11 protein-coding genes, 1 tRNA gene and 1 pseudogene are annotated in these 13,044 nt (G+C 70.5%); 6 read left to right on the top strand and 7 right to left on the bottom strand.

Annotated elements, in window-relative coordinates:
• Positions 1 to 759, bottom strand: a complete 759-nt coding sequence (locus tag ACPPVS_RS16975) for an MBL fold metallo-hydrolase (protein ID WP_426593403.1) — start codon at positions 757 to 759, stop codon at positions 1 to 3.
• Positions 760 to 1,219: 460 nt separating this feature from the next.
• Between ACPPVS_RS16975 and ACPPVS_RS16970 the strand changes: the two genes are divergently transcribed.
• The 3 genes and pseudogenes from ACPPVS_RS16970 (at position 1,220) to ACPPVS_RS16960 (ending at position 3,222) form a co-directional block, all read left to right on the top strand.
• Positions 1,220 to 2,485, top strand: a complete 1,266-nt coding sequence (locus ACPPVS_RS16970; RefSeq protein ID WP_426593402.1) for a PQQ-binding-like beta-propeller repeat protein — start codon at positions 1,220 to 1,222, stop codon at positions 2,483 to 2,485.
• Positions 2,486 to 2,489: 4 nt separating this feature from the next.
• Positions 2,490 to 2,670: pseudogene (locus tag ACPPVS_RS16965) on the top strand (IS5/IS1182 family transposase); the annotation flags it as partial.
• 18 nt (positions 2,671 to 2,688) lie between these two features.
• Complete coding sequence (locus tag ACPPVS_RS16960) at positions 2,689 to 3,222, top strand: ATP-binding protein (protein WP_426593401.1); 534 nt, start codon at positions 2,689 to 2,691, stop codon at positions 3,220 to 3,222.
• Between the two features lie 43 nt (positions 3,223 to 3,265).
• On the opposite strand, the gene ACPPVS_RS16955 is transcribed toward ACPPVS_RS16960, so the two are convergent.
• Positions 3,266 to 3,769: a hypothetical protein gene (locus ACPPVS_RS16955; RefSeq protein ID WP_426593400.1), complete on the bottom strand. Its 504-nt coding sequence runs from the start codon at positions 3,767 to 3,769 to the stop codon at positions 3,266 to 3,268.
• A 250-nt stretch (positions 3,770 to 4,019) separates the two neighbouring features.
• Positions 4,020 to 4,104 (bottom strand) — tRNA-Ser (locus ACPPVS_RS16950).
• Positions 4,105 to 4,325: 221 nt separating this feature from the next.
• Between ACPPVS_RS16950 and ACPPVS_RS16945 the strand changes: the two genes are divergently transcribed.
• The 3 genes from ACPPVS_RS16945 to ACPPVS_RS16935 are packed head-to-tail and all read left to right on the top strand — an operon-like array spanning position 4,326 to position 8,780.
• Entirely contained in the window at positions 4,326 to 7,022 is a 2,697-nt protein-coding gene (locus tag ACPPVS_RS16945; protein WP_426593399.1) for a helix-turn-helix transcriptional regulator, read from the top strand.
• A 33-nt stretch (positions 7,023 to 7,055) separates the two neighbouring features.
• Complete coding sequence (locus ACPPVS_RS16940; RefSeq protein ID WP_426593398.1) at positions 7,056 to 7,793, top strand: esterase/lipase family protein; 738 nt, start codon at positions 7,056 to 7,058, stop codon at positions 7,791 to 7,793.
• 27 nt (positions 7,794 to 7,820) lie between these two features.
• Positions 7,821 to 8,780 (top strand): alpha/beta hydrolase, encoded by a 960-nt coding sequence (locus tag ACPPVS_RS16935; RefSeq protein WP_426593397.1) that lies wholly within the window; start codon positions 7,821 to 7,823, stop codon positions 8,778 to 8,780.
• Between the two features lie 133 nt (positions 8,781 to 8,913).
• Here ACPPVS_RS16935 and ACPPVS_RS16930 read toward each other — a convergent pair whose 3' ends face one another.
• The 4 genes from ACPPVS_RS16930 to ACPPVS_RS16915 all read right to left on the bottom strand — a co-directional run bounded on the left by ACPPVS_RS16930 (position 8,914) and on the right by ACPPVS_RS16915 (position 12,973).
• Positions 8,914 to 9,426, bottom strand: coding sequence for a DUF2510 domain-containing protein (locus ACPPVS_RS16930; RefSeq protein WP_426593396.1), 513 nt, complete (start codon positions 9,424 to 9,426; stop codon positions 8,914 to 8,916).
• A gap of 13 nt (positions 9,427 to 9,439) precedes the next feature.
• Positions 9,440 to 10,573 (bottom strand): DUF2510 domain-containing protein, encoded by a 1,134-nt coding sequence (locus tag ACPPVS_RS16925; RefSeq protein WP_426593395.1) that lies wholly within the window; start codon positions 10,571 to 10,573, stop codon positions 9,440 to 9,442.
• 67 nt (positions 10,574 to 10,640) lie between these two features.
• Positions 10,641 to 12,092: a Si-specific NAD(P)(+) transhydrogenase gene (gene sthA, locus ACPPVS_RS16920; protein WP_426593394.1), complete on the bottom strand. Its 1,452-nt coding sequence runs from the start codon at positions 12,090 to 12,092 to the stop codon at positions 10,641 to 10,643.
• Positions 12,093 to 12,163: 71 nt separating this feature from the next.
• On the bottom strand, positions 12,164 to 12,973 hold the full coding sequence (locus tag ACPPVS_RS16915) for a DeoR/GlpR family DNA-binding transcription regulator (protein WP_426593393.1): 810 nt from the start codon (positions 12,971 to 12,973) through the stop codon (positions 12,164 to 12,166).
• Positions 12,974 to 13,044 lie beyond the last annotated feature (71 nt).

The raw sequence follows: 13,044 nt of genomic DNA, 5'->3' as shown, positions 1-13,044 counted from the left end.
TCATGCGGTGGACTGCCTGGCCTGCTCCAGGTTCGACCGGTGCGGTCCGGCAAGCCATTCTCGCTCCAGACGCGCGTCGGCGGGTTCGTCTCCTCGCCGCAGCGCATCGATGTACGCACGGTCGACGACGAGCCGGTCGGCCACCTCGAGACCCTCGGCGACCGCGCCGTGCCCGGGCACCAGGACCTGGACGTGCCGCGTCGCCTCACCCAACCGGTCGAGCGCCGTCTCGTAGGCGCTCACCTGATCGGGCCGACGAAAGTCGAGGAGCGGGATCAGGACGTCGGACAGCATGTCGCCGGCGATCAGGACGCCACGGTCCGCGAGGAGGACCGCGGCGTGCCCGATGGCGTGCGCCTCGTGCTCGATGACCTCGCCCGGCACGGGCCCCCCGTCCGTGGGCAGCGCGGTGGTCAGCCCGATCAGCTCGAGCGGGATCCCCGACGCGGCCTCCTGCGCCATCGCCTGCGCCCGATCCCGCACGCCTCCGGCGAACTCGGCGGCGGCGGTGGTGGCGTAGCGCGGGACATCGCCGAACCGGGGGTGCCAGAGCAGGTGGTCCCAGTGGGGATGGGTGGAGAACCCGGCGACGACCGGAAGGCCGAGCGCGTCGAGGTCGTCGCCGAGCTGGTCCAGCTCGGCGCCCTCGATGCCGGGGTCGACCAGGATCAGCCCGTCCTCGCCGCGGACCACGACGGTGTTGCTCCAGACCCAGGCGCTCTGCCGGACCCAGACGCCGTCGGCCACCTCGTTGAGCATCGGTCGACCCTGTCAGGTGCCTCGTCCCGGCGCAATCACGCGTCTCAGGGTGGCGAAGACGGAGGGCCCGGCACGCAGGTGACGGGCCCTTCGACCGGCGGAGGATGGGGGATTCGAACCCCCAAGGGCTTTCATCCAACGCACTTGCCAAGTGTCCGAGCGTTCTCCGGGCCATTGGCGAGCTGGGCGGTCCGCTCGTCGGTCGCTGGGGGCGGTGCCTCGGTAGGGTCCCACCATGCGAGGGCAGGGGATGCAGGAGGTCGAGCTCCTCGAGGACGAGGTCGACCCGGTTCCCGCGCACCGCCCGGCGCAGGGCCGTGGGTGGCGCATTCCACGGCCAGGGCTCAGGACGAGCGCTGCGGGTGCCACGGGAGTCGTGGTCGCACTCGGCATTGCGCTGTGGGTGATCCACGCACGCCAAGAGGCCTCGGACGCCAGGCTGGCGGGCCTTCCGGGGGTCGTGGCACCGGTCGATCGGGACCTCGTCGTCGGGGATCGCTACCCGGGTGAGGCGGCGGGCCTCGCCCTCGGTACGGACGGCGGGTTCGTCGCGGTGCATGCGGACGGTTCGGAGATCTTCCAGTGGGGCGGTCTCGACGGTCGACCGGGCTGGTCGACACGGCTGAGCAGCGGCCGTTCCCCCGAAGCCGGGCAAGGCGTCACGGTCGGGTCCAGCAGGTGCGTGGCCGACAACGCACCGGGGACACCCGTCGTGAGCGCGACCCACGTCGTGTGCCTGGTCCCCAACGGTGTCGCCCCCTTGCCGGACGCCTCTCTTCCGCCGGAGGGGCTACCGGCGATGAGCATCGTCGTGCTCGACGCGGCGGACGGCTCCGTCACCGCGCAGTGGGCGTCGCCTGGGGCGCAGAGCATCGCGGTGTTCTCCGGACTGGTCGTCGTCGGGTCGGGCACAGCGACGGAGTCGGTCATCGACGGCCGGGACATGGCGACGGGCGCCGAACGGTGGAGCTTCGGGTACGCCGGGCCGCAGGTGACGGCGAACGCCGTCACGCGCGTGCAGCGGGCGAGCGGCCTGATCGCCGCAGACACCTCGTCCGGCCAGAGGTGGGTGTTCGCCACCGACGGCACCCCCGTTCGAGACGGTGGGGTCGAGGCCAGCCCGTCCGGGGGTTGGCGGGTCGATCCGCTCACCCAGCGCCTGACCTTTTCGGGGCCGTCGGCTGCCACCGGCGGCACCCAGACCACGCTGCTGGCCCCCAACGCTCAGACCGCAGGAGACCAGACGTTCGACGGCGTGCCGGTCGACGTGACGGTCGACGACGCCAGCATCCCGGGGCTCATGCTGACCGTCGGACCGCAGCTGTACGGCGGCGACACCGACTCGGGGGCGCAGCGATGGGCTCTGGACGGCACGACGTTCTCGGGGAGCTCCGGCACGAGCGCCATCGTCGTTCGCGGCCGCGTGTACGTCCTCGCCGGTCCACGGGTCATCGCAGTCGAGGGCCACACCGGCAAAGAGCTCTGGCGCACCAAGGACGAGGACGGCGTACGACCGACGACGGTCATGACCGACGGCCGGCACGTGCTCGTCGGGTTCGACGCGGTCTCGGCGCGGGGCAACCCGGAGCTGATCGCCTACGACTTCTCCGATGGACGCGAGGCGTTCCGGACAGAGCTCCCAACTGGCATCAGCCACGTGGGCGCGGCCGGCGGCACGCTGTTCGGCTTCGACGATCATGACCGGGAGCTCGTCACGCTCCACTGAGTGCCCACCCGGTTCGGCCACCGACGGATACAAGGGTCGCAGCGTCGTCGAGCGGTTCTTCGCCCTAGCCAAGCAGTGGCGCGGCATCGCGACCAGATTCGACAAAAGTCGCCATCACCTACCGGGCTGGCGCCACGTTGTGCGCGATTCTCACCTGGGTTCGCCTATCGGGCGACACGCCCTGACGCCGATACCGTTGGGCAATGCCCATCACGACGTTCGACGCCGTTCTGATCAACGGCAGCGTCGGCACCGGGAAGACGACAACCGCCGAGGGACTCGGAGCCGAGTTGAGACAACGCAGCATTCCCGGCGCGGTCATCGACGTCGACTGGTTGCGTCGCTCGTGGCCGGCGCCGCTTGGCGACCCATTTCAGACGACACTGGCACTGGGGAACATGCAGGCGATCGCCTCAAACTTCCGACGTGCCGGCGCACGCGTGCTCGTCGTCGCCGCCGTCGTCGAGACCGTCGACGACCTGGAACGCAATGCAGTTGCCCTTGCCTCCAAGAGGTTGCTCCATGTCCGATTGGCAGCAACCCCCGACGCAGTGCTGTCGCGACTGGCCAGGCGGCACGACGGTGACGATGCGGCCCTGCAATGGCACGCGCGGCGGCACCCCGAACTGGCGCGCACGCTCGACCGAGCCGGCTTCACCGCTGAGCTACTCATCGACACGACTCACAAGCCCACCACCGACGTCGTGCAGGAGATCGTCGCAACGATCGTCAGCTGAGTTGCCGACAAGGTCGCCGACTCCGCGTCATGGGAGGCACGTCCTAGTCGAAGTCGCTGGGTGAGTTCCAGTCCGGCTCGACGGGGGCGTGCTCGAGCTGGATCCCATTGTCGAGTGGCACAGGGAGCTGGACCGACGCGCGTCTGAGCACGATGGGGTCGGCACAGGCCTCGCGCGACGCGCCGACGACGCTCACTGCGCGCAGCTCGACATGGTCGCCGTCGGTCGTCGCTGCGAACCCGAGCGGCGTGACGCAGTCGCCGTCGCCAGCGACGAATGCGACGTCGACGACGCTGCGGGTGTCGCCGAAGCCGAGGAACTTCCACGGCATGCTGATCCCCGACTCGACCTGCGCGTCGTCGAGGAGTTGCCCGGCCGGTTGCTCATCCAGTCCTTGCGCCCACGTTGAGCCGTCCGGTGTGAGCGGGTCGACGACCGGCCCGACCCGGACTGTCGCGGCGGCCGTCGGGGGCAGCCCGGACCCGGAACCCGCCCCGCACCCGGAGGCGACCAGGCAGGCCGCCAGGACGCTCGAGATCGCAAGCAAGCGGGGAAACCGGTGGACGCCCATTGCCCGCGCCGATCGGCGTCTGGTGAGCGTCCGGAGTCGAGCCACGACGGACACGGTAAACCGGTCGCGCCGGCCGGGATGTAGCCCAGTCGGGCGAATGACTCCGTGGGTATCAACGCCGAGACCTGCGTGACTGGCTCTGCTCGAAGTGGTCGGGCCACGGACCACAACAGCATGACGAAGGGCCCGCAACCTGCGAAATTCAGGTCACGGGCCCTTCGACCGGCGGAGGATGGGGGATTCGAACCCCCGAGGGCTTTCACCCAACACGCTTTCCAAGCGTGCGCCATAGGCCACTAGGCGAATCCTCCCGGCCGCGGGAGGCGATCCCGTCCCACGTAGGGGTCCGATGCCTCCTGAAGCACGCACAGCGTACCCGAATCTGGGCGTCGTCCCAGACGAGGGGTCCGGACGCGGGCCTTCGGTGGAGGGTCGCGGTCGCGGCGGCCGGAGCGAATCCTGACCACGACCCAACCGTCGGACCGAGGTTGGGTATCTTCGCGGTGTGTCAGGGTCACCCTCGTCTCGCTCGGTGCCGGCGACGCCCTTCGTCGGGCGGGTCGAGGAGATCACGTCGCTCGTCGGGATGCTCTCGGACGAGCGCGCGACACGTCTGGTCACGTTGACCGGCATCGGCGGGATCGGCAAGACACGGCTCGTCGCGGAAGTCGCACGTCGCTTGCGCGAGGACGGTGCCGGACCCGTCCACGTCGCCGAGCTCGCCTCCCTGGGCGATGCCGAGCTGGTTGTTCCGGCCGTCGCCGCGGCCGTCGGGCTGACCGGCCTGGCCGCGACGCTGGATGGCGTCACCCAACGTCTGCGCGAGGTCGGCGGGTATGTCGTCCTGGACAACTGCGAGCACCTGGTGGACGGAGTCTCCGAGATCGCCGGCGTGATCGTGCGCGAATGTCCCGGGGTGCGGGTCATTGCCACGAGTCGCATCGTGCTCGGCAGGCCCGAGGAGACGGTCGTGCCGGTCCCCTCGCTGTCGCTGACCACGCGCGACGACGAGGCGACGCCGTCCGAGGCGGCGCTGCTGTTCCTCGATCGCGCGTCGCGGGCTCGGCGCGGCAGCCTCGAGGGGGCGGCCCTCGACGATGTCCGGAGGATCGTCGAAGGCCTCGACGGCATCCCCCTGGCGATCGAGCTGGCGGCGGCGCGCATGCGTGTGATGTCGGCGCGTGAGATTGCCGACGGCCTCGTCGATCGCCTCACGATCCTCGGCGGTGCACCCCGTCACACGAGTGCGCGACACAGGTCGATGCGGGCCTCGCTCGACCTCAGCCTCAGGCTGCTCGACCCCGAGTACCGCGCACTCTTCGCCGAGCTGTCGGTGTTTGCGGACAGCTTCACGCTGGTCGCTGCCGGTGCCGTGTGCGAGCGGCCTGTGCTCGATGGCCTGACGGAGCTCGTCGACAATTCGCTGCTGGTCATCTATGCCGGTGACTCGACGACGCGATATCACTTCCCGGAGTTCGTGCGGCAGTACGCCGAAGAGCTGCTCGACCCGGCCGAACGTGAGGTCCTTCGGTCACGTCATCGGCGCGTGTTCCTGGAGCTCGCCCAGCGCTGCGACGAGGAGAACTGGGCGTTCTCGTCCGAGGGCCACCGGCGGCTGGCTCCCGAGATGCCGAACGTCCTCCGGGCGCTGGATCACGCGGCCTCGGTCGAGCACCCGGACGCCCTGACGATCGTGGCCAGTCTGGGCAACTTCTGGAGCCGGAGCGGTCGTTTCGCTGAAGCCGCCCTTGCCGCGCGCCGGGCGCTGGAGGCGACGCCGGACGTACCGTCGCCGCAGCGAGCGCTCGCGATGGAGCGGTTCTCGGTGGCGTCGACAGCGCGCGGCGACTTCGTGGCGGGCCGCAAGGCAGCCGTGGCGGCGGTCGAGATGGCGGAGGCGACCGGCGACGCGCGAGCGCTGGCGGTGGCGATCACACGTGAGGCCAGTCAGCGGTGTCTCGTCGATCCCTCGGGCGTGCTGGTGCCGCTGGGCCGGGCGATCGGTCTCGCCCGCGAGGCCGGCGACCTCGTCTGCCTCAGCGACGCGCTTCTGCACGTCTGCATGAGCGCGCACCTGCGCACGGACCTCGACGCCCTCGAATCCGCACTTCCGGAGGCGCTCCGCGTCACCGAGGGGCTCAACTACGCCTTCAATCTGCGCTGGATCCTCTATACCGCGGGCCTCTCCGCGCTGTGGGCGGGCCGCATCCCTGAAGCGCAGGCGTACGCCGCTCGCGCACTCGCCGTCGACGGCGGTGAGGACGAGTACTCCCGGACTGCGGCGCACGCCACCCAGTCGATCGTCGACGCGCGCACGGGCCGGAGCTCCGAGGCGCTCGCTCGCGCGTCCGAGCAGCTGGCGATCGTCCGGCGCGAGCAGCTCACGATGGCGGAGGGCGGCATGCTCGCGGCGGTAGCGATCGCGTCGCTCGCCGCCGGAGACCCAGCCGCCGCAGAACGACAGCTGACCGCCATGGACGAGGGCATCCCGACGCTCGCCCTGCGGTACGAACGCCACCACAGCTACATCGCCATCGGACTGTGCCGCGGCGACGCCGACCTGGTCGAGACTCACGCCCGTGCCCTGGCAGGGGTAGCCGCATCCGCGCCGAGCTCGAGGCATGCGGGGATCGCAAGCGTCGGGCTCGCCGAGGCAGCCCTGCTGCGAGGCGAGACCGACTACGCCGAGCGCACCGCCAAGGCAGGGCTAGCGGTCCTTGCGGCGGCGGGCTGGTGGTTGGCCTGCGTGGACGCGCTGGAGACCTTGGGCGCGATCGCCGTCGAGCAGGGCGATCCGGAACGAGCCGCGCGCTACCTCGGGGCGACGTCCGCAGTGCGCGACCAGCACCATCTCCTCCGGGTCCCGCCTGCGCCGGCACGCTGGGCGGCGGTGGACCGGCGAGGCCGAGACCTCGCGGGCGACGAGTCGTACGACCGGGCCTGGCGCGATGGTCAGGCTCTCTCGATCGGCGAGGCTGCCGACTACGCGCTCCGCAGTCGAGGACCGCGGCGGCGTCCGGAGTCCGGGTGGCCGAGCCTGACCCCGATCGAGCGTCGCGTCGCCGAGCTGGCCGCGGAGGGTCTGACCAACCCCGAGATCGCCGCTCGCGTCTTCATCGCACGCAGCACGGTGAAGATGCACCTGTCCAGCGTGTACGCGAAGCTCGGGGTGAACGGCCGGGTCGAGCTGGCCGCCACGGCGAAGGACGATACGGCCACCTGGCGGTAGTTCCGGCCGGAGCCCGCTCGTAGCGTCGGGGCCATGGCAACCACCTCTGGCACGACGACCACCCCCACCATCGTCCTCGTCCATGGCGCCTTCGCTGACGCGGCGAGCTGGGCGCCGGTGACCCGCGAACTGCTCGATCGCGGGCACACCGTCTTCGTCCCGCCGATCTACAACCGCAGCCTGTCGCAGGACGCGGCCTCCGTGCGTGCGTTCGTCGAGCACATCGACGGACCCGTCGTGCTCGCCGGCCACTCCTACGGAGGCGCGGTGATCGGCGTCGCCGGAGAGGCCGATCAGGTCACCGCACTCGTCTTCGTCTCCGGCTACGTGCTCGACGTGGGCGAGAGCCTCGGCCAGCTGCAGGGCGGCTTCCCGGACTCGGATCTCGCCGCCAACCTCGTCTACACGCCGTACCCGGTCGCTGGCGGCGATCCCGGCACGGACGTCTCGGTCGAGATCGACGCGTTCCCCGCCGTGTTCGCCGCCGGCGTCGATCCGCGAGCTGCGGAAGTCCTCGCGGTGTCGCAGCGCCCGCTCTCCGGCGCCGCGTTCGGCGAGCCTGCCTCGGCCGCGGCCTGGAAGACGAAGCCCGGATGGGGGATCGTCTCCGCCGCCGACCACACCATCAACCCGGACGTCGAGCGGTTCGGGTACCAGCGGGCCGGCCTGCGCGAGGTCATCGAGCTCGATGCACCCCACCTGGTGATGCAGACGCACCCTCGGGAGGTCGCCGACGTGATCGAGAAGGCAGTCCGCGAGACCGCGGCCTGAACACCAGAACCGGACAGGAATCAGACCATGAGTGGTAACCCCTTGAACATCGTCCTCGAGCCGGCCGCGCAGGCGTTCGTCGACGCCACCAGCGAGCCCCCGTTCCTCTACCAGCTGTCACCCGAGGTGGGACGCAAGGCCGTCGACGGCGTCCAGGACGAAGCCATCTGGAAGCCTGATGTCGACGAGGAATGGGCCGAGATACCCGGCGGCCCGACAGGTTCCGTGAAGGTGCGCATCGTCAAGCCGCAGGGCGCGGTCGGGGCCCTTCCGGTCGTCCTGTACACGCACGGCGCAGGCTGGGTCTTCGGTGATGCCCACACGCACGACCGTCTCGTGCGCGACCTCGCCGTCGGCACGGGCGCCGCCGTCGTCTTCCCCGAGTACGACCGCTCGCCAGAGGTTCGCTATCCCCACGCACTGGAACAGGTCTGGGCGACCGCGCAGTGGATCGTCACCGACGGGGCGGCGAAGGGTCTCGACGGCTCGCGTCTGGCGGCTGTCGGCGACTCGGTCGGTGGCAACATGACCGCAGCGCTGACGCTCCTCGCCAAAGAACGCGGCGGGGTCGACCTGGCCGCACAGGTGCTGTTCTACCCCGTGACCGATGCGGCGTTCGACACCGACAGCTACCACGAGTTCGAGGAGGGCTACTTCCTCACCCGTGAGGGCATGAAGTGGTTCTGGGACCAGTACACGACCAGCGAGGACGACCGCGCCCAGGTCACCGCGTCCCCCCTGCGCGCGACGGTCGAACAGCTGACCGGTCTACCGCAGGCGCTCGTCATCACCGGACAGGCCGACGTGCTGCGTGACGAGGGCGAGGCATACGCGGCCAAGCTGCGCGAGGCGGGCGTGGCGGTCACCGCTGTGCGCTACCAGGGAATCGTGCACGACTTCGTCATGGTGAACAGCCTGCACACCACTCATGCGGCGAAGGCTGCCGTCGCACAGGCCGTCGCCTTCATCAGCGAGGCGCTCGCGTAGCGGTCCGAACATCCGCGAGAACAGGATGGCCCGCCCCGAGCACGGGGCGGGCCATCCTGATCTGGACTCAACGACAACGGCCTCGCTCGGCAGGGATGTGCTCGACGTAGCAGGCCAACCAAGGGATCCGGCCTCAGGTCTGCCAGGTGTACCAGAGCAGGTGCGTGCGCTCGTGGTCGATGTACAGGTCGATGGTCAGCGGGGCGACGGAGCCGTCCGGCCGGGTGCCCATGCCGCTGCAGCTCATGACGAACGCCTCGGCACCGGGTGCCGGGATCCGGACGACGTCTCGGTCGTCGCGGGCGACGGCCGTGCTCGCGACGGACTCCAGAGGAGCGAGCTCCTTCTCGGTGCGACCGAGCTCGACGGCCTCGTCGGCGACGTCGTCGCAGGACATCGACGTGACGGACTCGAGCCGGGCCCGCTCGTGCTCCTGCTTGTACACCGGCACGGCGGCGGCGACCAGCACCCCAAGGACGACCACGCCCGCGGCGATCCCCGCGCTGACCAGCAGGCCGGTGCGCCGTGTCGGCGGGGCCGGCGGCGGGGTCTCGCCCTGCTGATCGGTCCAGAACCGACCGTCGAACCAGCGCAGCTGGGACGCGTCCTTGGGGTCCGGGTACCACCCGGGTGCCGCATCGTTCATGGTCGGTCGCGGGTCACTGGTCCCAGGCGTAGGCGACCAGCTGCTGGGTGGTGGAGTCGATGTAGAGGTTGGCGGTGACCGGCGCGGTCGTGCCGTCCGGCTTGGTGCCGGTACCCGAGCAGCTCAGGACGAACGCCGGGTCGGAGCCCGCGCTGGGCACCTTGACGGTGCCGCGGTTGTCCTGGATGAGCGTCACCGCGGTCATCGACACGAGCGGACCAGCACCCTGCGACTGCCCGGCCGCGGAGACCTGCACCGCGTAGTCGGCCACCTGTTCGCACGTCACGCCGTCCAGGCCAGTTGCCGTCGACTTGGCCCTCTGGTTCAGGAACACCGGGATCGCGATGGACGCGAGGATCCCGAGCATCACCATCCCGACCAGCACCGACGCCAGGACGATGAGCACGATCTTTCCGGTGTTCTTCTTCGCCGGCTCCTCCGCCCACGGCTGGGTCCCCGGCCATCCGGGTCCGGCCTGGCCGAACCCGGGCCCCGGCGCCGCGTAACCGGCGGGAGGCGGTCCATAGGCGGCCTGAGGTGGTGCGTAGCCGGCGGTGGGTGGCGCGTAGGCGGCGGGCGCCTGACCGAACGGCATCGCAGGCGACTGCGCCACGTATGGCGGGAGCTCCTCCGGCTGGCTCGGCGCATAGGCGGCGCCGTACGGCGCGGCACCCCCGGGGGGCAGGAAGTGCTGCGGTCCGACCGGGGCCGGTGCGTACCCCTGGCCGGGCTGAGGCTGGACGTACGGCGGCAGTTCAGCGGGTGCGACGTACTGCGGGGCGACGGGCTGCGGAGCGACAGGCTCAGGGGCCTCCGGCTCGGGCTCGGGAGTGGCCGGCTCGGCGACCGGCTCGTCCTCATAGTCGTCCCACTCGTCGGGCTCGTCGGGCTCGAGGAGGGGGATGACCATCGGGACGGGCGGGTGAGGGGTGGGCACCGAGTCGGCGCGCGCGGGCATCGTGGCAACGGCGGTGCGCGCCCGAGCCTGCGCCGCGGCACCGGTCGCGTCGGCGGCAGGCGGCGGGAGCGGGGCCGAGCCGGGTTCGGGCGCAGGGCGGCTGCTCGCCGTCCACGCCTGGCCGTCGAACCATCGCACGCGTGACTGGTCCGCGGGGTCGCGGTACCAGCCCTGAGGAGTCGTGTTCATCGTGACAAGGACATCGGCAACCCGGTGACGGTCCTGAAGTGCGATCTTGTTGCCGTTGCGTGACGTCTTACTGGCTGAAGCGGGCCACCTGACGGATCTTGTTCGTCGCGTCGAGGGCGGCCACCTTGTACGCCTCGGACAGGGTCGGGTAGTTGAGGACCGTGTCGACGAGGTAGTCGACGGTCCCGCCGCACGCCATGATCGCCTGGCCGATGTGCACGAGGTCGGTGGCCGACGTCCCGAAGATGTGCACGCCCAGCAGCTCGCGGGTGTCGATGTGCACCAGCAGCTTGAGCATCCCGTAGGAGTCGCCGACGATCTGCCCGCGCGCCAGCTCGCGGTAGCGCGCGACGCCCACCTCGTACGGCACGGACGCGGTGGTGAGCTCCTCCTCGGTGCGACCGCAGTAGGAGATCTCGGGGATCGTGTAGATGCCGATGGGCTGCACCGACTGCAGCTCGCGGGCGGGCTCGCCGAACGCGTGGTACGCGGCCAGCCGGCCCTGGTCCATGCTCGTCGCCGCGAGCGCGGGGAACCCGATGACGTCCCCCACGGCGAAGATGTTCGGCACCTCGGTCCGGTACTGGTCGTCGACCTTGATGCGGCCGCGGGAGTCGGCGCTCAGGCCGGCGTTCGCGAGCTTGAGCGAGTCGGTCTGCCCCTGCCGGCCGGCCGAGTACATGACCGCGTCCGCGGCGATGCGCTTGCCCGAGGCCAGGCGGGTGACGGTGCCCCGCCCGTTGCTCTCGACACCGGCCACCGTTTCACCGAAGCGGAACGACACCGACAGGTCGCGCAGGTGGAACTTGAGCGACTCCGCAACCTCGGGGTCGCACATCTCGAGCATCGCCGGGCGCTGGTCGATGACCGTCACGCGCGTGCCGAGCGCCGCGAACATCGACGCGTACTCGATGCCGATGATCCCTGCGCCGACGACGACCATCGACCCCGGGACGGTCTCCAGCGCGAGCACGCCGTCCGAGTCGAGGATGGTGCGTTCGTCGAAACCCACGGTGTCCGGCCGGTGCGGCTTGGACCCGGTGGCGATGACGACGAACCTCGCGGTGATCAGCGTCGGGTGGACCGCTTCCTCCTCGGTCACGGCGAGGGTGTGGGCGTCGACGAACGATCCCGTGCCGTTGAGGATGTCCACGTGGTTGCGCAGCAGCTGAGCGCGGATGACCTCGATCTCGCGACCGATCACGTGGTGCGTGCGCGCGAACAGGTCGTCCATCGTGATGTCGGACTTCACGCGGTAGCTCGCGCCGTAGACCTCCCGCTGCGCCATGCCTGTCAGGTACATGACGGCCTCGCGCAGCGTCTTGCTGGGGATGGTGCCGGTGTTGACCGAGACGCCGCCCATCATGTGCCGACGCTCGATGATCGCGACCTTGTGCCCGAGCTTCGCGGCCGCGATCGCCGCCTTCTGACCACCGGGCCCGGTGCCGATGACGACGAGGTCGTAGTCGAAGGGGCCCTCGTCGGGAACCTGCACGTCCGGCGCTTCCTCAACGGTCATACGCGCAGTCTGCCCACAAACAGGTCCCCGCGTGAGTCCCACGAATCACGGGCAGATGAACGGACGGCCGGCTAGACGTCGACGATGAGCACCTCGACGCCCGCGGCGACGATGCGCGCGAGCTCGTCCGGATCGGCGGTCGTGTCCGTGACGAGGACGTGCACCTGCGAGAGGTCGGCCATCTTGGCGAGCGTGACGCGTCCGACCTTGGACCCGTCGGCGACCACGACGACGCGCTGCGCGTGGCTGACCATCGCGTTGTTGGTGCGCGCCTCGGTCTCGTCGTGGGTGGTCGCGCCGCCGGCCGCGCTGATCCCGTCGGTGCCGAGGATGGCGGTGCCCACGTTGATCGCGTTGAAGGTGTTCTCGGCGATGACGCCGACCGCCTCGAACGAGTTCGACCGCACGACGCCGCCGGTCATGATCACCTTGAGGTTCGGGCGTGAGGCGATCTCCATCGCCGTGGTGAGCGCGTTGGTGACGATGGCGAGGTCGGGCCGGGTGGCGAGCACCTTGGCGACCTCGGCGGTCGTCGTGCCGCCGCTGATCGCGACGCTGTAGGGGCCGGTCGGGATGAGCTCGGCGGCGCGTCGGGCGATCCGCTGCTTCGCCGCGCGGAACTGCGAGTCGCGCAGGCGGACGGGCACCTCGGCGCGTGACGTGCTCGCAAAGGCCCGCGCCCCGCCGTGCGTGCGCACCAGGAGCCTCTGCTCCTCGAGGTCGGCCAGGTCACGCCGGATCGTGGCGGGCGAGACCCCGAGCGCACCGGTGAGGTCCTTGAGAGTCACGGAGTCGCCCGACTCGAGCATGGCGAGCACGGCCAGCATCCGGTCCGACCGCTTGCGCGACGTCGCTCGAGGCGCGTCCTGGGGGTGGGGCATGCCTGGCGTCCTCCGGGTTCGCTCAGTCAGAATGATCACTTCGAGTGATCGCCTGACGGATTCTTGCACGG

The organism is Cellulomonas sp. McL0617 (assembly GCF_049994875.1).
In the GTDB taxonomy this organism is placed as follows: Bacteria; Actinomycetota; Actinomycetes; order Actinomycetales; family Cellulomonadaceae; genus Cellulomonas.
Note: the sequence above shows the minus strand (reverse complement) of the source record. Positions and strands in the feature narration are given on the sequence as shown.